The sequence below is a fragment of the Anaerostipes sp. AF04-45 genome, from assembly GCF_003461725.1.
GTDB classification, from domain to species: domain Bacteria; phylum Bacillota; class Clostridia; order Lachnospirales; family Lachnospiraceae; genus Anaerostipes; species Anaerostipes caccae.
On record NZ_QTXQ01000008.1, the window covers coordinates 44,862 to 67,754 of the forward strand.

General features: G+C 43.3%; 22 protein-coding genes and 1 other annotated feature. Of the genes, 8 read left to right on the forward strand and 14 right to left on the reverse strand.

What is annotated here, in order from left to right; translation table 11 throughout:
* Positions 1–4: 4 nt before the first annotated feature.
* From DWV34_RS12535 to queA, 3 genes are all read right to left on the reverse strand, one after another.
* A complete protein-coding gene (locus DWV34_RS12535) occupies positions 5–202 on the reverse strand; it encodes a YwbE family protein (protein WP_009288728.1) in 198 nt (65 codons plus the stop codon).
* An 88-nt stretch (positions 203–290) separates the two neighbouring features.
* On the reverse strand, positions 291–437 hold the full coding sequence (locus DWV34_RS18210; protein ID WP_083809522.1) for a Fic family protein: 147 nt from the start codon (positions 435–437) through the stop codon (positions 291–293).
* 7 nt (positions 438–444) lie between these two features.
* Entirely contained in the window at positions 445–1,470 is a 1,026-nt protein-coding gene (gene queA / locus DWV34_RS12545) for a tRNA preQ1(34) S-adenosylmethionine ribosyltransferase-isomerase QueA (RefSeq protein ID WP_009288729.1), read from the reverse strand.
* Between the two features lie 174 nt (positions 1,471–1,644).
* Here queA and DWV34_RS12550 point away from each other — a divergent pair, with 174 nt between their 5' ends.
* Positions 1,645–1,998 carry a hypothetical protein gene (locus tag DWV34_RS12550; RefSeq protein ID WP_006568897.1) on the forward strand — a complete coding sequence of 118 codons (354 nt, stop codon included), beginning with the start codon at positions 1,645–1,647 and terminating at the stop codon, positions 1,996–1,998.
* 86 nt (positions 1,999–2,084) lie between these two features.
* On the opposite strand, the gene DWV34_RS12555 is transcribed toward DWV34_RS12550, so the two are convergent.
* The 4 genes from DWV34_RS12555 to DWV34_RS12570 all read right to left on the reverse strand — a co-directional run bounded on the left by DWV34_RS12555 (position 2,085) and on the right by DWV34_RS12570 (position 10,080).
* The gene (locus DWV34_RS12555) at positions 2,085–3,782 is read right to left on the reverse strand and encodes an aryl-sulfate sulfotransferase (RefSeq protein WP_118476405.1); all 1,698 of its coding nucleotides are present in this window, start codon (positions 3,780–3,782) and stop codon (positions 2,085–2,087) included.
* Between the two features lie 161 nt (positions 3,783–3,943).
* Entirely contained in the window at positions 3,944–6,364 is a 2,421-nt protein-coding gene (gene pheT / locus DWV34_RS12560) for a phenylalanine--tRNA ligase subunit beta (protein ID WP_118476407.1), read from the reverse strand.
* A gap of 54 nt (positions 6,365–6,418) precedes the next feature.
* Positions 6,419–7,438, reverse strand: a complete 1,020-nt coding sequence (gene pheS / locus DWV34_RS12565) for a phenylalanine--tRNA ligase subunit alpha (protein ID WP_009288732.1) — start codon at positions 7,436–7,438, stop codon at positions 6,419–6,421.
* A gap of 69 nt (positions 7,439–7,507) precedes the next feature.
* Positions 7,508–7,681 (reverse strand) — a binding site (T-box leader).
* Between the two features lie 53 nt (positions 7,682–7,734).
* Positions 7,735–10,080 (reverse strand): hypothetical protein, encoded by a 2,346-nt coding sequence (locus DWV34_RS12570; RefSeq protein ID WP_118476409.1) that lies wholly within the window; start codon positions 10,078–10,080, stop codon positions 7,735–7,737.
* A 261-nt stretch (positions 10,081–10,341) separates the two neighbouring features.
* Between DWV34_RS12570 and DWV34_RS12575 the strand changes: the two genes are divergently transcribed.
* Genes DWV34_RS12575 through DWV34_RS12605 form a run of 7 tightly spaced genes read left to right on the forward strand, consistent with a single transcriptional unit; the run spans position 10,342 to position 15,226 of the window.
* Positions 10,342–10,755: a PTS sugar transporter subunit IIA gene (locus tag DWV34_RS12575; protein WP_009288735.1), complete on the forward strand. Its 414-nt coding sequence runs from the start codon at positions 10,342–10,344 to the stop codon at positions 10,753–10,755.
* On the forward strand, positions 10,752–11,228 hold the full coding sequence (locus DWV34_RS12580) for a PTS sugar transporter subunit IIB (protein ID WP_009288736.1): 477 nt from the start codon (positions 10,752–10,754) through the stop codon (positions 11,226–11,228). Before DWV34_RS12575 ends, DWV34_RS12580 begins: the two co-directional genes overlap by 4 nt.
* 14 nt (positions 11,229–11,242) lie before the next feature.
* On the forward strand, positions 11,243–12,007 hold the full coding sequence (locus DWV34_RS12585) for a PTS mannose/fructose/sorbose/N-acetylgalactosamine transporter subunit IIC (protein ID WP_118476411.1): 765 nt from the start codon (positions 11,243–11,245) through the stop codon (positions 12,005–12,007).
* Between the two features lie 12 nt (positions 12,008–12,019).
* A complete protein-coding gene (locus DWV34_RS12590; protein WP_006568888.1) occupies positions 12,020–12,844 on the forward strand; it encodes a PTS system mannose/fructose/sorbose family transporter subunit IID in 825 nt (274 codons plus the stop codon).
* A gap of 10 nt (positions 12,845–12,854) precedes the next feature.
* Positions 12,855–13,619: a ChbG/HpnK family deacetylase gene (locus DWV34_RS12595; RefSeq protein WP_006568887.1), complete on the forward strand. Its 765-nt coding sequence runs from the start codon at positions 12,855–12,857 to the stop codon at positions 13,617–13,619.
* Positions 13,620–13,644: 25 nt separating this feature from the next.
* Positions 13,645–14,277 carry a ketohydroxyglutarate aldolase gene (locus DWV34_RS12600; protein ID WP_006568886.1) on the forward strand — a complete coding sequence of 211 codons (633 nt, stop codon included), beginning with the start codon at positions 13,645–13,647 and terminating at the stop codon, positions 14,275–14,277.
* A 4-nt stretch (positions 14,278–14,281) separates the two neighbouring features.
* Positions 14,282–15,226, forward strand: a complete 945-nt coding sequence (locus DWV34_RS12605; protein WP_006568885.1) for a phosphoglycerate dehydrogenase — start codon at positions 14,282–14,284, stop codon at positions 15,224–15,226.
* 117 nt (positions 15,227–15,343) lie between these two features.
* On the opposite strand, the gene DWV34_RS12610 is transcribed toward DWV34_RS12605, so the two are convergent.
* The 7 genes from DWV34_RS12610 to licT form a co-directional block, all read right to left on the reverse strand.
* On the reverse strand, positions 15,344–17,449 hold the full coding sequence (locus DWV34_RS12610) for a PTS transporter subunit IIABC (RefSeq protein WP_006568884.1): 2,106 nt from the start codon (positions 17,447–17,449) through the stop codon (positions 15,344–15,346).
* Positions 17,450–17,511: 62 nt separating this feature from the next.
* Complete coding sequence (locus DWV34_RS12615; protein ID WP_006568883.1) at positions 17,512–18,447, reverse strand: type I phosphomannose isomerase catalytic subunit; 936 nt, start codon at positions 18,445–18,447, stop codon at positions 17,512–17,514.
* Positions 18,448–18,467: 20 nt separating this feature from the next.
* Complete coding sequence (locus DWV34_RS12620) at positions 18,468–18,839, reverse strand: DUF956 family protein (protein ID WP_006568882.1); 372 nt, start codon at positions 18,837–18,839, stop codon at positions 18,468–18,470.
* A gap of 152 nt (positions 18,840–18,991) precedes the next feature.
* Positions 18,992–19,903, reverse strand: a complete 912-nt coding sequence (locus tag DWV34_RS12625; RefSeq protein WP_006568881.1) for a PTS system mannose/fructose/sorbose family transporter subunit IID — start codon at positions 19,901–19,903, stop codon at positions 18,992–18,994.
* Between the two features lie 18 nt (positions 19,904–19,921).
* Positions 19,922–20,722 (reverse strand): PTS mannose/fructose/sorbose transporter subunit IIC, encoded by an 801-nt coding sequence (locus DWV34_RS12630; protein WP_006568880.1) that lies wholly within the window; start codon positions 20,720–20,722, stop codon positions 19,922–19,924.
* Between the two features lie 35 nt (positions 20,723–20,757).
* Positions 20,758–21,744: a PTS sugar transporter subunit IIB gene (locus DWV34_RS12635; protein WP_118476413.1), complete on the reverse strand. Its 987-nt coding sequence runs from the start codon at positions 21,742–21,744 to the stop codon at positions 20,758–20,760.
* Between the two features lie 270 nt (positions 21,745–22,014).
* Entirely contained in the window at positions 22,015–22,845 is an 831-nt protein-coding gene (gene licT / locus DWV34_RS12640; RefSeq protein WP_118476415.1) for a BglG family transcription antiterminator LicT, read from the reverse strand.
* Positions 22,846–22,893 lie beyond the last annotated feature (48 nt).

The following is a 22,893-nucleotide window of genomic DNA, read 5'->3' on the forward strand; positions in this document are numbered from 1 at the left end:
ATATCTATCTGACAATATCCTGTACCCGGCCTACCTGCCCATCCTCAAGCATCACTTTTATGCCATGGGGATGGTAGCTGCTCTTTGTCAATAGCCGAGCTACAATTCCTTCTGTCAGCTTTCCGGTCCGTTGGTCCGCTTTCAGGACAATCTTGACCGCCGCTCCAATCTTCACATCAGACCTGTTTTGTCCGTTCATCATTTTCCGCTCCTATTTTTTGAATTTCTCATGTTCCTGATATTCATGCGGCCGCTCTTTATAGTCCCGCACCATATAATCGCCAATTTTCTCATATTTCCCAGGCAAGCAATACCGCAAAGACAATAACGCTGCGGGTGTTGCCCTCCCGAAAGGGATGTGTCTGCCAAATCTGGGCATTGATTCTTACGATACGGAATACAATGTCTTTGTCATTCTGCCTGTTTCGCTTCAGAATTTTTTACTCACATTATAAACATCGCATCACCAAAGCTGAAGAAACGGTACCGCTCCTTCACAGCCTCGTCATACGCCTTTAAAATATGCTCTTTTCCCGCCAGTGCAGACACCAGCATCAAAAGTGTAGATTCCGGCAGATGAAAATTAGTGATAAGACCGTCAATGACCTTAAACTTATAACCCGGATAAATAAAGATCTCCGTCCATCCGCTCTTAGGTTCAATAAATCCGTTTTCATCTGCCGCGGATTCCAAAGTTCTTGTGCTGGTCGTACCAACGGAAATGATCCTTCCGCCTTCTTTTCTGGTTTTATTGATTTTTTCTGCTGCCTCTTCATCTACAACATAAAATTCAGAGTGCATATGATGTTCTGTGACATCTTCCACCTTCACAGGACGGAACGTTCCAAGCCCCACATGCAGAGTGACATAGGCAAGCCGTATCCCTTTTTCTTCGATCTCTTTCAGCAGTTCCTTTGTAAAATGCAGCCCTGCTGTCGGCGCCGCCGCAGACCCTTCGTGTTTGGCGTATACGGTCTGATACCGGTTCTTATCCTTCAGCTGATGAGTGATGTACGGAGGCAGAGGCATCTGTCCCAGCTCGTCCAGCACTTCCTCAAAAATCCCGTCAAACTCGAACTTCACGAGACGGTTTCCTTCGTCCACAATGTCCGTAACCTCACCGACAAGTTTCCCCTGTCCAAACGAAATTCTCGTCCCCGGCTTCGCCTTCCTTCCCGGTTTTACAAGTGTTTCCCACGTATTGTCCTGTTTTCTTTTTAAGAGCAGGACCTCGATTTTCGCACCTGTTCCCTCTTTTTCACCAATCAGCCGGGCAGGGATAACCTTCGTATCGTTTAACACAAGGCAGTCTCCTCTTTTCAGATAACCGGCAATATTCCGGAAACCCTCGTGTCTTATCTCCCCTGTTTCTTTGTCTAACACTAATAATCTTGAACTTGAACGGTCGGTCAGCGGATCCTGTGCGATCAGCTCTTCCGGCAGGTCAAATGTAAAATCTGATGTTTTCATAATTGCTCCTGTTTTCTCTAATTTCTTTTCAATAGGATAGTATAGCATTAAAAACAAAGCGCCGCAATGCAGAGCCCTGTTTTCTTTGATTTCCTATTGACCTGGTATTATTGCAATTCTTCTTAAATAAGAGTAAAATAAAATCAAAACCGGACGACAGAGGAGGTTCCCATTATGAAAAAAGATGTATTAGATTTTGTTGTAGAAAAAACCCGCGAACTAATCGATTCTCCTACATGCAGCAGTGAAACCAGAGATGCGGCTAACACCTGGCTGGATTCTGTGGGCACCGAAGCGGAGACAGAGGAAACAAAAAAATACATTGCCGAATTGGAAGAAGATATTATGCCCATTGACACTTTGATCGGTTTTGCAGAGTCCGAAGCCGGAGCTCAGGTTTTCGGGGCAGACAAAGCAAAAGATGTTGCGGCACATGCCAGAGAGATCAAGGCGGAAGGCGCCGAATACTGCGACTGCCCTGCCTGCGCAGCTGCAGCCGCTATCCTGGAAAAGAAAGACCAGCTCTAGGAGAACAACCAAAAATACATAACTCCAATAAAACCCGGATATGCAGCATAACCTCTGCATATCCGGGTTTTTGTGTCATTCAAAAACTATTCTCTGAATAAATATCCTTCAAAATCATACTTCATAACACGGTAAGAGTACTTGTCCGCATCGTAGTAAAAGGAATAAATGAGTTTTCCGTCCTTGTCATATTCTCCGAATGTTTTGCTGGTACCGCTTCCAAAAGAAATATTATTCTTCAGGTGTTCAACACTGCTGACGATCGGAGAGTAAGGGATCGAAAAGGACTGCACCAGTTTATAAGTCCTCTTGTTTTCATCCACGAGATACTTATAATACATAGACTTCTCCCCTTCTTTCATTGTTCCGGTTCCCGGGAACATACTCCAGTCAAAATTCTTGATCGTGGCAGAATATCCGTAATTATTATTGAACATGTAGAGATAATACTGGCCTTTCGGAAGTGACTTATCATGTTCCACCGAAATTGTATGCTGTCCCGCCTGGCCAACAAAATTTCCTTCTTTTTTCAGCAGATATTTCTTATAATCCGTTCCATTATAGATCGTGCCTCCATGGATCAGATAATCCACTTCCGGTTTTTCAAACACATTTTTCATCTTAATAAGCGTGCTCTGCTCCCTGCTGCTGAAAATCATACTGTCATCATCGATCATATTCATGGAGTTTAAATGAAGCCAGTCAAGTCCCGTTCCTCCATAAGTGTTTTTCTTCGGACGGTATGCCAGAAGCCGCATGGTCTTAAAATAGTCTTCAAAATCAATCAGTTCCTTTACTTCTCCCGTCTTTACATCAACAGAAATTACAATGTCCTCAATGGTATCCTGTTTTTTGTCATTGACGAGGCAGATAATTTTATTTTGTTTTTCTGCATAAAGAAAGTCATGATGAAATTCATAATTTTCTCCAAGATCATAAGTCTTTGTGACTTTCCCCAGCCTGTTGACCATGGCGATCTTGTTAAAATCGTAAGAGTAAGCCATATCATCGCCGACAAAGAGCAGACGGTCTGTGCGATAGTCATTTAAAGGCATCCTTCCCCGGTTCACTCCATTATTGTCATAGAGATAAATATTTGCATTCTGTGCCTTGTCATGCCCCAACAGTGCAAACAGCCCGTCCTCCATCTTCTGTGAGGAACTTCCCTTTGTCTTTTTCAGCACCCTTGGAATAACATCGTCTTCCGGTATATCCACATAGAAGTACTGCTTTTCAACAGCTCTTCCATCTTCGTTAAAAAATTCCATGGTCACCTTATTTCTCGTACCGGCTGACAGCCCAATGATCTGATATTCATGGGTCGTGCTGTACTTCTTTTTCCCCTTCAGCGTATGTTTGTATACTGCTGCCCCCGCATCAGGTGCTTCTACCGTACATACTGCATAAGAAGCCCGGTCTGTTTTTCCGTAATAGTACAAAGCCGTCGTATTTGTCCCATATGCATTTTGGATCACCATAGGTTTCTGGATGGTATAGTCTTTTTTCTTTTGCTTGTCAATCTGATTTTGGGATTCTTTCTGATAAGCTTCTGTGAACACATCTTTTTCCTTGTGTTCAAGTGTCATAGGCTTTACTTTAATCTCTCTTAGTTTTACGCTTTTAAAGAACTGTTCTTCTTTGTAGTTCGCATAAACACGGTATCCCAAGAAACCAGCTGCCATAAGAATCAGAACCGCCAGAATGCAAATAATGACTTTTTTTTGTTTGTGCTTTTTTCCTTCTGTTTCCTGCATTTCCTCGATCATTCCTTTCAAATAGCTCATTTCTTATATCCTCCTGTGACATTTTCAACGGTATTATAGCACATTTTTATAATATATGTAACTATTTTGTAATATTTTTAACAAAAAAGAAAAGAAGAGCAGAAATATCTGCAGTATCTGCACATTCTCTACCCTTCTTATTATTTCCTCTTATTTTCCGCTTATGCCCTAAGTTCAATACCTAATGTCTTTAATTCTTCTAAAATCTTATCGACGATTTTATTGATCTCTGCTTCCTCCAATGTCCTGTCCTGGGCACGGAAGGTCAGGGAATATGCCACTGACTTACATCCCTTTTGGATCTGATCGCCTTCATAGACATCAAAAAGTTCAAAGCCTTCCAGCAGTGTTCCTCCCTTGTCTCTGAAGATCTTTTCAATCTGGCCGACAAATATCTCTTTTTTCATTACCATACTAAGATCCCTCTTCATCGCAGGGAATTTTGCCACTCCTGTATATTTACGGTCAAAGGTCGCCTGCTCGGTAAGGATCGGCATATCAATGACAGCCACATATACTTCGCCTTTCATACCATAGTTTTCTACAGCCTGCGGATGCATCTGACCGATATAGGCAGCTTTAGTTCCGCCGACTAAAACGTCTGCCTGACGTCCCGGATGCATAAAAGAATGCTCCTTGGTCGGAACATATTCGGATGTGCCGCCGAGTCCGAGATCCTTAAAGACATCTTCCAAGACTCCCTTCAGTGTAAAGAAATCACCGTCACCGTACATTCCCAGAGTAAGCTGCATCCGTTCCTCCGGAAGTTCCGTGAGCGGAAGTGCTTTTGGGATATAGATGTTGCCGAACTCATAAAGACGCACATTCTGATTTCTGTGGCTGTAGTTATTGGCCAGCGAAGTCATCATACCATTTAGTGAAACAGTCCTCATGATACTGAAATCCTCTCCCAGCGGATTGGATATCTTAATGGCTTCCCTCTCTTTTGCACCCTCCGGAATCAGCAGCATATCGAATACTTTCGGACTCTCGAAAGAATAGCACATACCGCCGCTGAATCCATTCTGCTCTACAGATTCTCTTGCAATATCTTCTACACGGATCTTAAACGGCTTTTTACCCGCTGTAGCCTCTCCTCTCGGCAGAGTGACCGGAATATTGTCATATCCATAAAATCTCGCCACCTCCTCTGCCAGGTCTGCCATACAGTTCAAATCCTGCCTGAAAGAAGGAATGATAAGTTCATTTGCATCCATATCGTATTTAACATCGAGACGTCTGAAGTATTCGATCATTTCTTCCATGGAAATATTGGTTCCGAGCAGTGCATTGATCTTGTCAGCCTCTAATGGAAGACGCACAGGCTGCTTTGGATTCGGATAGACATCCACTGCCCCTCCAATTACTTCCCCTGCTCCCAATTCTTCGATCAGCTGGCACGCACGGTCCATAGCGGCCATAGCGTTTTCCGGATCCAGACCTTTTTCAAACTTACTGGAAGCGTCGGTCCGAAGGCCGATCCTCTTGGAAGACAGGCGGATGTTCGTTCCGTTGAAGCATGCGGCCTCAAATAAAAGAGTCTTGATATCATCCGTGACCATAGAGTTTTCACCGCCCATAATACCTGCGATTCCAACTTCTTTTTCTCCGTCACAGATCATGAGCACATCACTGTCTAAATTCCGTTCTTCACCGTCCAGAGTTGTAAATTTGTCTCCGTCATTTGCTCTCCGCACAATGATCTCGCTTCCTGCTATGGTGTCCAGATCATAAGCATGCATCGGCTGGCCGTATTCTTCCATCACATAGTTGGTGATGTCCACCAAATTGTTGATCGGACGGATTCCCATAGCTGCAAGCCTTCTCTGCATCCATTCCGGCGACGGTGCAAGTTTGATATTTTTCACAACTCTTGCTGTATAGCGGGGACAAAGATCTGTATCTTTTACGGTAACTTTGATAAAATCATTGACATCTTCGTCATTGCCTGTCTTTGTCACAACCGGCGGATGAAATTCTTTTCGAAACGTTGCCGCAACTTCTCTGGCCATTCCAACCATACTGAAACAGTCCACACGGTTTGAAGTAATCTCAAATTCCACCACCTGGTCACGGAGTCCCATCGCTTTTACCGCATCATCTCCCGGTTTTACATCTTTCTGAAAGATATAAATCCCGTCTTCCGGTGCTTCCGGATACATATCTCTGCTTGTACCCAGTTCTTCCACGGAACACATCATGCCAAAGGACGGCACTCCCCGAAGCTTTCCTTTTTTGATTTTAATTCCCTCTTCCGGGTTTGGGCTTCCGTCATGGCCGCCGGCCACTTTCCCCCCTGCTAAAACGACCGGTACCAAATCACCCTCAGAAACATTCTTTGCTCCGGTGACGATCTGGACATTTTCCGTCCCCACATCCACCTGACAAACGATCAGTTTGTCGGCATCCGGATGCTTCTCTATGGAAAGAATTTTTCCCACTACGATCTTTTCCAGATTTTTATCTAATTCTTCATAGCATTCCACATTGGACCCGGAAAGTGTCATCTTATCTACATATTCCTGTATCGTACAGTCAAGATCCGGCACATATGCCCTGATCCAAGAAATTGGTGTATTCATTCTCTATTCTCCTTCAAAATCTAAATATATTCACTTGCCTTTGCCGCCCGAAAATTAAAACTGGCTCAAAAATCTCTTATCGTTTTCATACAGCAGGCGCATATCGTCAATCTCATACTTCAGGAGCGCCACACGTTCCAGACCGATTCCGAATGCAAATCCTGAATAAACTTCCGGGTCGATCCCGCAAGCCCGCAGAACATTCGGGTGCACCATACCGCATCCGAGAATCTCGATCCATCCGCTGCCCTTGCACATACGGCATCCTTTCCCTCCGCACTTAAAGCAAGTGATGTCCACTTCCGCACTCGGCTCTGTGAATGGGAAGTGATGCGGACGGAATTTCACCTTTGTCTCCGGTCCGAAAAACTCTGTGGCAAACTGCTGAAGGGTTCCCTTTAAGTCCGCAAAGGTGATTCCCTTGTCCACGACCAGACCTTCGACCTGATGGAATGACGGTGAATGGGTGGCATCCACCTCGTCAGAGCGGAACACCCGTCCCGGAGCAATCATACGGATCGGCATCTGTCCGGTCTCCATGACCCGTGCCTGTACCGGTGAAGTCTGGGTGCGCAGAAGAATATCCTTTGAAATAAAGAAGGTATCCTGCTCATCTTTTGCCGGATGGTTTTCCGGGATATTGAGCATCTCGAAATTATACTTATCGTATTCTACCTCCGGGCCTTCCACGACTTCATAACCCATTCCGATGAATACCCGTTCCAAGTCTTCAAGAGCAATCTGGTTCGGATGGCGGTGTCCTTTCTCATGGACTTTCCCCGGAAGCGTCACATCAATAACTTCTGTTTTGAGCTTTTCTTCCATAATCTTTTTCTTAAGAAGAGCCATCTCCTTTTCCAATGCCTGTTCTACGGCTGCCCTCGTGTCATTGACCATCTGTCCGACCATCGGACGTTCTTCTTTGGCAACATTCTTCATGCCTTTTAATACCTGGGTAAGTTCTCCCTTTTTGCCCAGAACCGCTATCCTGATATCATTCAGAGTGTCCATGGCATCTGCTGTGTTGATCTTCTCCAAGGCTTCTTTTTTAATCGCCTCAAGTTTCTCCTTCATAATCACTTCTCCTTGTTTTATAATCTGATCTAATAGAATGAAAAAAATCCCATCCCTTATATAAAATATATAAGGGACGGGAATCATCTCGCGGTACCACCCTAATTCCAGGAAAAAACGACCTGGCTCTTAGTCTCCTGCGTAACGTGCAGATAACGTTATCCCCTACTGTTCTTTCAGGGATACGACTCCGGTGTGAAATTCGGGAAAGACTTCCTTACTGTGCACCTTCTCTGTCTTTATCATTCCTTATTTTATCACACAAAAGCGGAATGTCAAGACGGAAAACCGATTCTTTATCTCTCCCATAAGCTCTGCAGCGCACTGTGGAAAACAGCCTCATACAGAATCTGATAATCCTTCATGGTAAATGCAGATACATGAAAATCAGGCGAGGACAGCTCCTGTATTTTCTCCTGGATGACCTCTAAGACAGCATAATCAATATCCATGTGATCCATGACATTTTTAGAAAAATCAAAATTATGTTTCTTCTGAAATAAGATACAGTTTGCATGAAAAAGGAATTCAAAGATCAGGCTGTTATTTAACTTGATATCAAGCTTCTTTGCAATTGCTCTCAGAGCACGAAAAAATAGTTCATTCGTTGTAAACGTATTGATTCCGGGGGTAAGCTTGGACGCAAACAAGAGATGTTTATCTGCGGATCTTAAAGTATAACTCTTTAACTGGTTGTCTTTTAATATCTTCATCTCATCATTCTGGCTTATTAACAGGTTTGGGATGATGGAAATAATACTGGCATTTTTCTTCACAGACAGCTTTAAAATCTCTTTCACCAGAATAAAGGAATGAAACTGGACATTATAAGACAATACCTTCGTCTTAGGAAAAAAGTAATTGGTAATGGTTTGTTTCATATCCGCGTCTGATAAGATCAGGACCCCCTGTCCCCGATTGATGCTGACCGCAAATTCATATAAGTTCTCAAGATTCGTTCGTTTCTCATTTCTTTTTTCGGATAAAACAGCAGGAAAAGTATGTATGATTCTCCGGTCAAAGAATAAATTGAATATATTTGCGTAATTACTTGCCAACAAATGATATTTTGAGGTAATGATCACAGGAATATGGATATCACTCATGATTAAGTGGGCATATGTCAGTATAGATTGGATCATTTTTTCTTGGGTTTTTGACAGTTTGCAGTGGTTTGTCTGTGCTAATTGAATCAGATTGTTTAACAGTGCTTTCATCTGTGGTGTTTGAATGTCCATAGAAGGGGTTTCCTTCACAATATCCAGACTTTTATCTTTCCGGAATACAGACAGAATCATATGTTCCACTTTTTCTTTTAAAAATGGGTCCTGGCAGAATACACTTTTATTGAATGCTTTTGTGATCCCTGAAATAAGCCTATCGCCGGAATAACTGTTCTCAGATACAGCGGCAGTCACCCTGGAACAGATCAGCAGCTGCTTTGAAAAGAAATCTGAAACTATATTTTTTGTTTCAGCCAAAGGCTCATTGGAGTTTAGAAACAATTGATCAAACTCAATTTCTCCGTTTGGTCTGATCTGTATCTTGTCAGGGATCTCTGCCTTTAGTTCAGGAATGGATTTTATAAAATTCTCCCTTTCATTATCAAACAAGACCGATGCATCTAACATAAGTTCATTGTTTTTGCCTGCAGTACTTGATGTATAGAGAATCCTTGAAATTGTATATAAAATCTCATTTTCTAATTGATGCAGGTTGCTGCACTTATGTAAAATCAGCTGAATGAATTGGGAAGATACAAACATTGTTTTATCTAAACGGTTGCTCTCTTTTTGGATCATATTCAATAGAATCGAAATCAACTCTGATTGCGGCCGGTCTTTTGCGGAAGGAAAGTTCAGGATGACAGGGCTGATGGAATGAAGCAGGTCTGACTGTAATTCTGATGCCGCAATAAAGGCGATCATCGGTGCGTCTTTTTTATTTTTATATTGGATTTGAAGAGAATGTACAAAACCGCTTAAGATTTCAGAGTCTACGTTTTTTTGAACAAACTCAATTGCCAGGATAAAAATATTATGATCCTTTTCTATCATCTCTATGGTCTGCCTTAGATTGACGTAAATATCGCTGAATTCAATATAATAAACCGATGATTCCCGGGAAGCCAATCCCAACGTTTTTGCACGGTTTAACATTTCTTCTAAGAAAAACTTCTTCCCCGTCCCAGCTTCCCCCTGCATAAAAAAGATCTTAAAGAAATATTTAGGGAGATAAAATACAGGCAGGATCCTGGTTACAGCTTCATATAAGGACCCATTTTGCTGACTTCCGATAATAGAAAACGACTGGACGATGGTCTGTTCTTTTGCCGGTACGTCATATCGGATGAAGTCTGAAATAGTTTCATTTTTATTCAGTGTATCAGGGATGGATACAAAAGGAAAAGAGTTCCGGATGATCTCTCTTGAAATAAAAGTGGTGGGGCGTCCTGCCTTCTTGATTAATTTTCCTTCTTTGTGCAGATCATTTAGGATACGTGACACATTTGTCCTGTCAATATATAACTCCATCGACAGAATAAGCGCATTGCATTTTTCAAAGGTAAAATTATGATGATTGATGCTTTGCAAGGTTTCTTCTTTTAAATAGGATAAAATTTTCTCTTTGTTCGTAGACATGGCCATATCTCCTGCGTATATTTGGTGCTGATTATGGTGTTTCTATAACACACACAAATTGAATCAGACGTAATTAATATACACTCATCATACACTAAACTTAAAATTCATGCAAAATACACCGTAAAAAACTCAAACAGAGTGTAAATTAAGTGTGTATATAAAAAATTTGCGTATATAAGAATTGTGGGTTAGGATATGCCTAAGTGATGTAAGCGCATACAGAACGAATTACCATTTAACGAGTGAAGGAGGATGTAGATGACAGACATTATAGTGGCAACACACGGTGGACTTGCAGAAGGCATGGTCGATGCATTGGAGCTTATAATAGGGAAGCAGGAAAACATATGGTTTCTTGGATTGCGGCATGAGGACAGCATTGATACTTTTATCAAAAGGGTCGATTCTTTCGCTGCGGACACAGATCACGATATCTTATTCATGACAGACTTATTAGGAGCCAGCCCATACAATGCCGCAGCCCAGGCGATTGATCATAACAGGGACAAACATGTTGTCTGTGTATCGGGAATTAATTTATCTATGCTGGTGGAAGCAGCCTTGAAAAGAAACGATATGAAATTGGATGAGCTGGCAGATTATCTTGTTGAGACCGGAAAACAGGGAATTGCTAAATTATCATTAAATATGGAGAGAGGAGGGACATTATGAGCAAAATAGTATTATCACGGATCGACGACCGTTTGATTCACGGCCAGGTCATGACAGCATGGGTCCAGCATGTGGGAGGGAATGAAATTGTGATCGTAGACGACAAAGTCGCAAAGGATCCATTTTTAAGCGCAGTCATTACAGGCGCAGTGCCAAAGCACCTAAGCGCTCAGGCAATGACCATTGACGGCGCCGCAGAGTATTTAGAGAAGATAAAAGATGAGGATAAAAACATCATTATTTTAGCAAAGGGACCCAAGGTTTTTCTGGATTTGATTGAGAAAGGTGTCCAAATAAAAGAAATTAATTTAGGCGGAATGGGTTCTACACAAGAACGAAAAAAGTTATATAAAAATATTTCAGCAAGTGATAAAGAACGGGATATGTTGAAGCAATTGTCAGCACAGCATGTACATGTATTTATTCAGGTCGTGCCAAACATGGAAACTGTAGAGATAAATAAAATACTTTAAGCGGAGGGAGAAACATGCATATTTCAATTTTACAGGCAGTTTTGATTGGCCTGGTCTACTATTTAGGAGCAAATGGGACACCATGGCTTACTGTTAACATGAGCTGGGCGCTGAGAAGGCCTTTGATATCAGGGATCCTGGTTGGTCTAATTTTAGGTGATTCTGTCAAAGGTTGTATGGTCGGTGCAGCGATCAATGTAACCTATCTTGCACAGATTACGGCAGGCGGCGCCCAGACCATGGATGAGGGCCTGGCGGGAACTGTCGGAACAGCACTGGCGATTATTTCAAATGCATCCACAGGAGTCGCAGTGACACTTGCAGTACCGATTTCCTTACTGGGCAACTTATTATGGATGATTTATATGACAGGGGATATTTTCATTGTCCATAGAACCGATAAAATTGCGGAGACAGGAGATATAAAGAAAATTATTTTCTATAACATCGTTCCTTCCCAGATTTTTAAGTGTATCATTTATACCATTCCGGTAGCAATTGCCGTATATAGCGGGTCAGGTGTTATTACAAGTATGCTGCAGGCATTAAAAGGGACACCAGTGATTGATGTATTGACTACGATCGGGACAATTCTTCCTGCCCTTGGTATTGCAATGAATTTTAAAGCCATCTTATCTAACGCTGGGGCAAAAGCATACTTATATCTGCTGTTAGGTTTTATTTTATCTATTTATATCAACCTGCCACTGGTGGTCATCGGTATTTTAGCAGTGATTATAGCACTTTTACAGAACAGCGAAAGTTCAGCTTTAAGTTAGGGAGGAATCAACATGGAAACCATAGAAAAAAAGAGATTAAGTAAAAAAGATATCATTAAGTCCTATCTGATCTGGACATTCTTCAGCCATTCAACCTACAACTATGAACGAATGCAGGCTTCCGGGGTGCTGCATACTCTGGCGCCGAGTCTGGAAAAATTATACGGAAAAGAGACACAGGAATTAAAAGACGCATGCAAACGACACATGGAGTTCTTTAATACAGAACCGAATGTAGGAGGCTGTATCTTAGGGATTACTCTTGCCTTAGAAGAGCAAAAAGCAAACGGTGAAGATGTAGACGAAGAAATGATCTCAAGCATCAAAACAGGTTTGATGGGACCTCTGGCAGGTATCGGCGACACAATCTGGCAGGGAACGTTATCCCCCATAGCATTGGGTATTATCCTTGGTATGGCAAAGGCCGGCAACTTCTTAGGACCGATCATCTACTTATTGATCATTGGTGTTGTGTTATTCGGTCTTGGTTACTTATCCTATACCAAAGGTTACTATATGGGACGCGAAGGAATCGGAAAGATCATCGGAAGCGGTTTATTAAACAAAGTAACCGAAAAAGCAACCATCGTCGGGGCAACTGTACTGGGAGGACTGGTGGCATCTTATGTAACTGTGTCCTGCGGATTAAAGTTAAATTTAAGCACAGGTACACTGGACGTGCAGACTGCGGTATTTGACAGTATCTTAAAAGGTATACTGCCGTTGGGAATCACTCTATTAACTGTATTTATGTTGAGAAAAAAAGTCAATGTAAACATCATATTGCTGGTGCTGATCCTAATTGGCACAGTGGGAACACTGATCGGATTCTTTTAGAGGATAAACCATGAAAATTATACTAAATGCTGACGATTTTGGATTGACCCATGAAGCGAATCTGGGAATCGCAAAAGCCTTCAATGAAGGTTTTTGCTCCCAGGCTTCTGTCGTGACCAACACGAATTATTTTGATGAGGCAGTGTCCCTGGCAGAAAAAAATAACTTTAAGCACAAGGTCGGCTTACATATCAATCTGTTCGACGGGACACCGTTAACCTCCGGGATTAAAAAGCTGAAACAATATGCCAGATCAGATCTGTTTGATTATCACCCCGATTTTCTGCACCGGGTTACACCAATGTACGCAGATGTCATCGCAGAGGAAATAGAAGCACAGATCCAAAAGTATTTAAGCGGAGGTTTTTCTCTAATGAATATAGACTCCCACCACTGTGCATTTTATGATATTCCGGTTCTTTACGGATTGATACCCTTGTTAAAAAAATACAAATTTGAATCTGTCCGTTACATTGGAAACAGTTTTTTTAACGGGAGTAAATGGCGGCATTTCTACGGCACCCAGTGGAAGAAAAAAATGAATCAGCTGCACCTTCGTCATACAGACTATTCCAGCAGTGTGGCCACCTTTGATAAAAACCGCAAGAGCAGGAATCCCCAGCTTATGAAAGAAAAGAAGGCAGAGGTATACGTTCATCCTGTCTTGGTCGAGGGTTATTTTATTGATAACTACACAGGCGGTACGCATCTTGAAGATAGTTTCAAAAAGGCTAAATTAGACAAAATGAAATTTATTACATCCAGAGACTTATAACTTATAAAAGAAAGAAGAGATAAAAATGAAAAAGGAAGAAATTATTTTAGGAATCAAAAAAACCGGCTTAATGGCAATCGTCCGGGTGGATACTGTGGAACGTGGTTATGAGATCGCTCAGGGATGCCTGGATGGCGGAGTCAATGTTCTTGAAATCAGCTATACCAACAACAACGCCGGAGAAGTGATCTCTGCTTTAAAAAAGAAATATAAGGAGGATCTTCTGGTCGGCGCAGGCACCGTCCTGGACGGAACAACGGCCCGCCTTGCAATTATGAGCGGGGCACAATTTATCATTGCCCCTTGTTATGACGACGGTGTCGCGCAAATTTGCAACTTATACCAGATTCCATATGCACCGGGATGTACTTCTTATACGGAAATGTTGACGGCATTAAAGGCAGGCGCATCCTTTATAAAGGCATTTCCAATCTCCAATTACTACGGCCCCAGCTTAGCTAAAGTGGTAAAAGTCCCATGCCCCCAGGTGCCGGTCATGGCATCAGGCGGAGTTGACTTCGACAACCTTGCAGAGTGGTTTGACAGCGGAGCTGACTGCGTTGGCCTGGGCGGATTACTTACCAAAGGTTCCACAGAGGAAATTGCGGCAAACGCAAAAAAGCTGCGTGATATTGTAACAGACGTAAGAAAAGGATGAGCATATGAAAACGATTCTAGTAACACCGAGAGGATACGCAAAATACGGCAGTAAAGCAGGAAAACGTTTAGAAGTACTTGGCTATGAAATGGACGTCAATCATACAGGCAGACCACTTCCAAAAGACGTGTTTGCAGAAAAAGCAAAGCGGGCGTCCGGGATCATCGCGGGCGTTGACGAACTGAATGAAGAGCTCCTCCGGAAATGCAGGCACCTAAAAGCCATTGTGAAATTCGGGGTTGGGACCGATAATATTGATCTTTCTGTCTGTGAAGAACTAGGGATTAAAGTCGGCCGCTGCATTGGAACGAATTCCAATGCAGTCGCCGAACTCACCATCGGAATGATGTTTGCAGCGGCAAGGCATATTGTGAGCAATGCTATGAATGTCAAAAGTCACGGCTGGGACAAACCAACAGGACTGGAACTCTTTCATAAGAAAATTGGTATTATCGGGTTTGGTAATATCGGAAAACATGTCGCGAGAATAGCAAACGGGATCGGAATGGAAGTTCTGATCTATGATATGTTTGATGCTGCCCAAGATGTACTGGCTGAATACAACGCAAAGCAAACATCTGTGAATCATATCCTGAAAGAATGTGATTTTATATCCATCCACGTGCCGCTTACTGAAAATACAAAAGACATGATCTCAACCAAAGAGTTTAAAATGATGAAGGACACGGCTGTCTTAATAAATGCAGCCCGGGGCGGAATTGTAAACGAATACGCTCTTTACAAAGCTTTAAAAAACAAGGAGATCTACGCCTGTGCATCCGACGTCTTCACCACAGAACCTCCCCATAGGGAACCGTGGGTCGATGAGCTGATCAAGATGGATCACTTTATCCAAACTGCCCACATCGCATCCCGTTCAGTAGAGTCTGAGATCAATACCGTAAATACAGCAACGAATATAATGATCCAGCTTTTGCAGGATCCATGATCCATATCTCCCTCAATATATTATATATTTATGGCACTTGATGACTTTGTGATAAAGAACGATCCAGACAAAAGATCTTCTTGCGGCCATCCGTTGGAAGATCTTTTTCACTTATTCCTATTTTTTTAATGTAAGCACTTTTGTTCCGGCGTCCAATTCCCCGGTGTTCTCTATGGTAATGCTTGTATACTCTTCACTATTGCTCACCACCACAGGTGTTGTGACAAAAAAGCCCTCCTGCTTGATCTTTTCAAGATCAAACTCAGCGATCCGGTCCCCTTTTCTCACTTTCATGCCTGACTCCACCTTCACATGATAATATTTCCCGGCAAGTTTGACTGTATCAATTCCCATATGAACCAGGACCTCAGCCCCGCCCCCAGACGTGATGCATATAGCGTGCTTCGTGTTAAATACCGTAGTGACTGTACCGTCCACAGGTGAAATCACATTTCCGTCAGAAGGTCTTACGGCAAACCCCTGTCCGAGCATCCCTTCTGCAAAGACCTCATCTTCCACTTCATCCAGTTCTACTGCTTCTCCATTGACCGGCATACAGACAGTTTCCGCTGCCACCTCCGGCATCTCTTCTGCCACAGGGGCTCTCGGTGCTTCTGCTGCCCTGTCCGACAAGCTGCTGGCCAGATAATCTTCCAGATTTGATTTTATAACAGTGACCATCGGCCCATAGATAATCTGAACCCCGTCTCCTTTTTTTACAATGCCCCGTGATCCGCTTTTTTGCAGCATCCTGTCATTCACTTTTGAAGGGTCGGCAATGGTACATCTTAGCCGTGTCACACAGCAGTCCACGTCTTTGATGTTTTCCTTCCCTCCCAGCCCCGCGGCAATGAGCGCTGATAGATCAGAACCGTCGGTTTCTTCTCCTTCTTTCTGATGTTCTGCAGCCATGTCGGCTCTAGTGTATAGTTTTATTTCCTTGTCTTCCTTTTCACGTCCAGGGGTTTTTAAATCCAGCTTCCTGATCAAAAAACTGAACATAAAGTAGTATACAGTGAAATATATGAGGCCTACCGGAATAAACATCAGCCAGTTTGTTTTTGCCTGTCCCTGCAGAACTCCAAACAAGAACATATCAATAATGCCGCCCGAAAATGTCAGGCCGACACAGACATTCAGGATATGCATCAGCATATAAGCCGCTCCTGCAAACACGCAGTGAATCACATACAGTCCAGGTGCCACAAATAAAAAAGTAAATTCCAAAGGCTCCGTAATCCCTGTCAGCATAGATGTGAGGGCTGCGGATATCAGAAGGCCGCCCACGGCTTTCCTCTTTTCCGGTTCCGCACACCTGTACATAGCAAATGCAGCTCCAGGCAGGCCAAAGATCATCAGAGGAAACTTACCTGTCATAAATCTTGTGGCGGAAACCGCAAAATGGGTTGTCCCCGGATCGGCCAGCTGTGCGAAGAAGATATTTTGAGCACCGTCGATCATCCTTCCTCCGATTTCCATCGTTCCTCCAAGAGAAGTCTGCCAGAAGGGCAGATAAAATACATGGTGCAGTCCAAACGGAATGAGCGCACGCTCCATAACGCCATAGATAAAGGTGCCGAAATAACCCGATGCACTCACAAGTCCCCCTGCCGCATACATGACATCCTGGATCGGCGGCCAGATAAAATACATAATGATCCCGACAAATACGAATACAACCGTACTGATTACCGGCACAAATCTTGTTCCGCCAAAAAAAGACAAGGCTTCCGGAAGCCTGATCTTATAAAATTTGTTATGCAGCGCCGCTACGCCAAGACCCACAATAATTCCTCCGAAAACTCCCATCTGAAGAGAGGTGATCCCCAGAACAGAAGTCGTTGCACCCTCACGCATGGCTGCCGCTCCGCCGTTGATCGAGATCATAGCCGATATCGCCGTATGCATAATAAAAAATGCAATAGCACCGGCCAGTGCCGCAACCTCCTTTTCAGCCCTTGCCATCCCAACCGCAACACCAATGGCAAAAATCAGCGGTAAGTTTCCGAAAACGGCATTCCCACAGTCACCGCATACTTTCAGGACCGCATACGGAATCGTATCCGGCCCCATGACTCCAAGCAGTCCATAGGCGCTCAGCATGGTTTCATTTGTCAGAGATTGTCCGATCCCCAGCAGCAGCCCGGCCACAGGCAGAATTGCGATCGGAAGCATGAAGGAACGTCCCACACGCTGCAAAACACCGAATAACTTGTCTTTCATATTCTCCCTCCTAAAAACCTCATATCAAAGACATATCTGAACTTACCTGCAGCTTAAGCCATTTACAGAGCTGCTATCATAACATCCATCGTTCCATCGAATATCGTTTCTTTTTGATCTGAACAAATAAGAAAATGATCACCTTTTATGACATCATTCCCTCCAATGGTTCCTTTTCCTTCAATCACACTCACCATTTGGAACGGCACACAGTTTTCTACCGTATTTTTTCCGTTTATTCGGTAACAGTCTACTTTAAAGAAATCACTTTCCACATATCGTACTTTTGTTCCGTTTTCCAGCAAAATCTCATCGAAAGATTTATTGCCGCTGATCTGCGCAGGTACATTGGTAACATCAATGGACTGCTGTACGTGCAGCTGTCTTTCATTTCCATCCTTATCTTTCCGGTGATAATCATAAACACGGTAGGTAATGTCGGAAGACTGCTGAGCCTCGTAGATCAGTGACCCGCTGCAGATAGCATGCAGAGTTCCTGATGGAATGTAGAAGAAATCTCCCTCCTGAATCTCAAAGGAATTTAAAAGGTTCTCATAATCATCTTCTTCGATCGCTTTCACAAATTCCTCTTTGGTCTTGGCATGATGACCCATGACCATCTTCGTACCCTCGTCTGCCTGAAGCACATACCAGCATTCCGTTTTTCCCAGAGAGTCCTCGTGGTCCTTTGCATATTCGTCATTCGGATGTACCTGAACTGACAAGTCATCTTTTGCGTCGATGATCTTCACCAGCAGCGGGAATTCATTTCCTTCGATATTGCCGAACAATTCTCTGTGATTTTCAAACAGCCAGGATAAGGTCTTTCCCGCAAATTCACTGTTTTCAATGGTACAGTCCCCGTTTTTATGGGCAGAGATTGCCCAGCATTCTCCCGTGTGATCGCTGGGGATATCGTATCCGTACACATCTCTGAGTTTATGTCCGCCCCAGATCATCTCTTTAAACACCGGTTTAATTTTTAGAATATGTCCCATAATCTTATCCCTCCTAAGACTTATTTGTTAAACTTGGCTTTTAACTTCTTTTTGATCACTCCAAAAAAGCTTAAAGAGCGGACCATATGGTCAGGTGCAACATACCTGCTGACCGCACGCAGTACTTTCTTCGGCTCTTTTGAGGCAAAAGAATAAGTTCCGTTTTCTTTTGTCTGGATCGCATAGCGCGGAATGTGTTTTCCCTTAAACATGACTGAGGCAATCACGTAATCAACTTCTTTCCATGGAATCTGAATATAATCATTTACATTCCGGTCATTGTAAAATTCAAATCCTTTATCGCCGATCATGATCTTTCCATAACTGTTCAGGCCGTGATAAGAAGTTCCGCTGATTACCAAATCTACTTTTGTGTTTATTGACTGAGCCATAACAACTCTCCATTTCTAATTTATTCTTAAACAGTATCTAAAACATTATATCACGATATGGTTCAGTAAACAAAGCAGGCAGACCTGCTTTATTTCTCAGGCTCCTCAAAGAATAAAAAAAGTTCGGATTGCTCCGAACTTTTTTCATTAGCTTATAACAATCCGATAAGGTGTCCGCCAATACCAACTAAGAATAATGCGATGATAATAATGATTGGTGAAACATTCTTTTTCAGCAGCCACATACAGAATAATGTTAATAATAATGGAACTAATCCAGGAATCAAAGAATCCAGGTTGTTCTGTAAAGTTGTGATCTTGGTCGGGGTCAGTGACAGGCCTGATGCATACTGCTCAAATGCCTGCTGGATTCCCTTTGCTCCCTCAGGAAGTTTTCCCCAGTCAATGTAGGCTCCGTCACTCAGAGATACCTTTGATACAACGGGCTGGAAACTGATGGATACCCACCGCTGAACCAGCGAACCGAGGATAAACATACCGAGAATGGACGCACCCTTCGTGACTTTCTGCAGCAGTCCTCCGGAAAGGTCCTCTGTGATCTTTGCGCCGGCTTTGTATCCGAATTCCTGTGTGTACCACATGAATCCCCAACGGATCACATTCCACAGTACGAAGAATAAGATTGGTCCCATGATGTTTCCTGTCATCGCAAGAGATGCTCCGAGAGCTCCAAGGATCGGACGAACGGTGAACCAGAATACCGGATCTCCGACACCGGCCAGAGGCCCCATCATACCGACTTTAACACCCTGGATCGCTGCGTCATCGACCTCTGCTCCGTTTGCACGTTCTTCTTCCAGCGCCAGTGTAACACCGATAACCGGAGAAGCAACATACGGATGCGTGTTAAAGAATTCCAAGTGACGTTTTAACGCCGCTGAGCGTTCTTCTTCTGTCTTATACAACTTTTTGATTGCCGGGATAATTGAAAATGCCCAGCCACCATTCTGCATACGTTCATAGTTCCAAGAACCCTGAAGGAAGGTAGAGCGCAATGCAACGGACAATCGTTCCTTCTTACTTAATGTAATTTTTTCTGCCATTTTTCATACCTCCTTCAATTAATAATTATTCAGAATATCGCCGAGCGGATCACCTGTATTGCTTCCTCCGCCGTTAGAAGAACCGCCGCTCTCAGACAGTGTAAGGTAAATCAATGCCAGAGATACACCGATAGCTCCCAATGCGATCAATGTCAGATCTGAAAGTGCAGCAACACAGAAACCGATTGCAAAGAACGGCCAAACTTCTTTTGTTGCCATCATGTTGATAACCATCGCATAACCAACGGCTACAACCATTCCACCGCCGATTGCCATACCATCTGTCAGCCATGCTGGCATAGATGTAAGGAAATTCTGCACAGTTGTCGCAGGAATGAACAGAAGCGCTCCTGCCGGAATTGCAATACGGAGTCCCTGCATAGCAATCGCGATGATGTGCCAAATTTCAACACCTTTGAAATTTGCTTTTTCAGCAGCTGCGTCCATACGGTGAACACATGCCACAGAAAGTGTACGTACAACCATTGTTAAGAATAAACCTGCAACTGCCAAAGGAATCGCAACTGCGATGGCAGTGCTGACACCAGCGGTGCCCTGTCCTCCAAGGACTAAGATGATAGCGGAAGCTACAGAAGCTAACGCGGCATCCGGTGCAACAGCGGCACCGATGTTTGCCCATCCCAAAGCGATCATCTGTAATGTACCGCCCAAAATAATACCTGCTTCTAACTGACCGGTCACAAGTCCAATTAATGTACACGCAACCAGCGGCTGATGGAACTGAAATTCATCCAGAACTCCTTCCATACCAGCTAGAAAGGCAACTATAATAACTAATACGATTGAAATTGCTGACATTATAATTCCTCCTCTATTTTCTGAATGTGTGAAGCCTAAGATAACTCGGCTTCTGCTTTTTTAATGATCTCATCCATGTTTTCTTTGGAATCGCTCGGCACCTTGCGGACATCAAAGCCGATTCCATGTTCCTTTAATTTTGCAAACGTCTTGAGGTCTTCTTTTCCGAGAGATACAACTTTGCTCACAGCTACTTTTCCGACAGAATGAGCCATGGAGCCGATGTTGAGCTCCTTGATGTCCACTCCGCCTTCGATGGCACGCAGAGCATCCTGAGGTGTCTCAAAAAGCAGCAGTGCTTTTGTGTTTCCAAAGCGCGGGTCTTTTGAGACCTCAATCATTTTGTCCACAGGAACAACATTTGCGCGTACTCCCGGAGGCGCAGCCTCCTGAATCAGTTTTTTACGCAGATCGTCATGAGCCACTGAATCGGATACGACGATAATCCTGTTCGGCTGTGTTGTCTTTGTCCATGCAGTTGCCACCTGTCCGTGAAGCAGACGGGAATCGATGCGGGCAAGCACAAATTTGATGTGTCCGTCCCCTAATACGGTTCCTTCCGGGATCGCTCCCTGAGGCTGTGCTTCCGCCTGCTGTCCGGCTGCCGGCTCCTCCTTCGGTTCCAGAGACTCCGGATAGATGCGCACCCCTTCTTTACCGCTTCCTGCGATCTGGACTGCAACTTCGTGAGCTGTCTCCATCGTCATGCGTGAACCGTAGGCATCGATCAGCATCGGCAAATTTAAGCCGGCTACAATCGTCCATTTGTCCTCATGCTCTGATACAAGTCCGTTTGCCTGATTGAATGGAGTTCCTCCCCAAAGATCGACTAAGAATAATACTTCGTCCTGACTTTCAAAAGAAGCGATTGCGTCTTCCATCTTCTTTCTGATGTCATTTGGCCCTTCGCTCGGCTGCAGTGTAACAGCTGCCACATCGGGCTGGTCACCGAAGATCATGGACCCGGACTGCATAATACCATCTGCGAATCCGCCATGCGTAGCAAGAATAATTCCTACCATTTAAACATTCCTCCTTTTCTAGTTATCCTTCGGAATCTTTATTCTTTTATATTAACCAAGAACTCAGGTCCCTATTTATAAAATCCCCCGCTGGGGGTGATTTCCGTAAAACACGAAAGAAATAAAAAAACCCGACTCAAACACCGGATCTTTTCAATCCACACACCTCAGCATATATTGCGAAACATATGGATTCAAAAATCCTTCGGTTTGAATCAGGTTTAGCCTGCATTACCAGTAACAATCCTTATTCTAAATCAATATGAACTTTTATCTTGTAATCACTCTTTTGATATGAACGGTGAGATACATCATCTCCTCATCCGTTATATCATGATTGCACGTATTTTTTATATAAATTCTGATCTTTTCCACACAGTCCATACATTCCTGATACTTGTTCCGGATAATCTCCTGGAACTCTGTGTCGTCACTCTCCACTTCATTGCCTGTAAAGATTCTCTGTGCAAAAAACTTCAAATGTGTGATAAATCTTTCGTAAAAAACAGATTCTTTATCCATCTGGTCAGGAAAACACTCGTCTACGATCTTTAAGATATGCTGTGTGAGCTTGGTCATGGAAACCATCTCTGTCATATCCAGATCCAGTTCTGCATTGACAATATGCAGTGCGATAAACGCCGCTTCATCCTGCGGCAGAGTAACCTTTAACTTCCGCTCAATCATGCGGATGGCGGCCTGCCCGATCAGATATTCCTGATAGTAGAACTTTTTGATTTCCCATAAAAATGGATTCTGGAAGGGAACACCCATCTCTACCCGTTCAATGGCAAAATTAATATGGTCTGTGAGAGAAATATAAATATTGTCATTGATATTCTTTTGCAAAGTGTCTTTTGCATATTGAATAATTTCATTACATATTTCCAATCGTTCAATGGGGATGTCTGCTACCATCTGCTGAAAGCGATGTGTCATTCCATGGTCTTTCATTATGTAAGTCTTCTCGACTTTATCTGAGTCGATCACATCTCCGGGATGTCTCTGAAAGCCCAGTCCTCTTCCCATTAGTACCACTTCACGATGGCTGTTATCTTCTGAAATTACAATATTATTATTTATAATTCTTGTAATTTGCACAGTTCCACTCCGTATTGTAAAATATTAAGTTAAGAAAAAAAATAAACC

Coding starts and splice junctions, on each gene's coding strand:
- DWV34_RS12535 (WP_009288728.1), bottom strand. CDS start 202: ATGATGAACGGACAAAACAGGTCTGATGTGAAGATTGGAGCGGCGGTC.
- queA (WP_009288729.1), bottom strand. CDS start 1,470: ATGAAAACATCAGATTTTACATTTGACCTGCCGGAAGAGCTGATCGCA.
- DWV34_RS12550 (WP_006568897.1), top strand. CDS start 1,645: ATGAAAAAAGATGTATTAGATTTTGTTGTAGAAAAAACCCGCGAACTA.
- DWV34_RS12555 (WP_118476405.1), bottom strand. CDS start 3,782: ATGAGCTATTTGAAAGGAATGATCGAGGAAATGCAGGAAACAGAAGGA.
- pheT (WP_118476407.1), bottom strand. CDS start 6,364: ATGAATACACCAATTTCTTGGATCAGGGCATATGTGCCGGATCTTGAC.
- pheS (WP_009288732.1), bottom strand. CDS start 7,438: ATGAAGGAGAAACTTGAGGCGATTAAAAAAGAAGCCTTGGAGAAGATC.
- DWV34_RS12570 (WP_118476409.1), bottom strand. CDS start 10,080: ATGTCTACGAACAAAGAGAAAATTTTATCCTATTTAAAAGAAGAAACC.
- DWV34_RS12575 (WP_009288735.1), top strand. CDS start 10,342: ATGACAGACATTATAGTGGCAACACACGGTGGACTTGCAGAAGGCATG.
- DWV34_RS12580 (WP_009288736.1), top strand. CDS start 10,752: ATGAGCAAAATAGTATTATCACGGATCGACGACCGTTTGATTCACGGC.
- DWV34_RS12585 (WP_118476411.1), top strand. CDS start 11,243: ATGCATATTTCAATTTTACAGGCAGTTTTGATTGGCCTGGTCTACTAT.
- DWV34_RS12590 (WP_006568888.1), top strand. CDS start 12,020: ATGGAAACCATAGAAAAAAAGAGATTAAGTAAAAAAGATATCATTAAG.
- DWV34_RS12595 (WP_006568887.1), top strand. CDS start 12,855: ATGAAAATTATACTAAATGCTGACGATTTTGGATTGACCCATGAAGCG.
- DWV34_RS12600 (WP_006568886.1), top strand. CDS start 13,645: ATGAAAAAGGAAGAAATTATTTTAGGAATCAAAAAAACCGGCTTAATG.
- DWV34_RS12605 (WP_006568885.1), top strand. CDS start 14,282: ATGAAAACGATTCTAGTAACACCGAGAGGATACGCAAAATACGGCAGT.
- DWV34_RS12610 (WP_006568884.1), bottom strand. CDS start 17,449: ATGAAAGACAAGTTATTCGGTGTTTTGCAGCGTGTGGGACGTTCCTTC.
- DWV34_RS12615 (WP_006568883.1), bottom strand. CDS start 18,447: ATGGGACATATTCTAAAAATTAAACCGGTGTTTAAAGAGATGATCTGG.
- DWV34_RS12620 (WP_006568882.1), bottom strand. CDS start 18,839: ATGGCTCAGTCAATAAACACAAAAGTAGATTTGGTAATCAGCGGAACT.
- DWV34_RS12625 (WP_006568881.1), bottom strand. CDS start 19,903: ATGGCAGAAAAAATTACATTAAGTAAGAAGGAACGATTGTCCGTTGCA.
- DWV34_RS12630 (WP_006568880.1), bottom strand. CDS start 20,722: ATGTCAGCAATTTCAATCGTATTAGTTATTATAGTTGCCTTTCTAGCT.
- DWV34_RS12635 (WP_118476413.1), bottom strand. CDS start 21,744: ATGGTAGGAATTATTCTTGCTACGCATGGCGGATTCGCAGATGGTATT.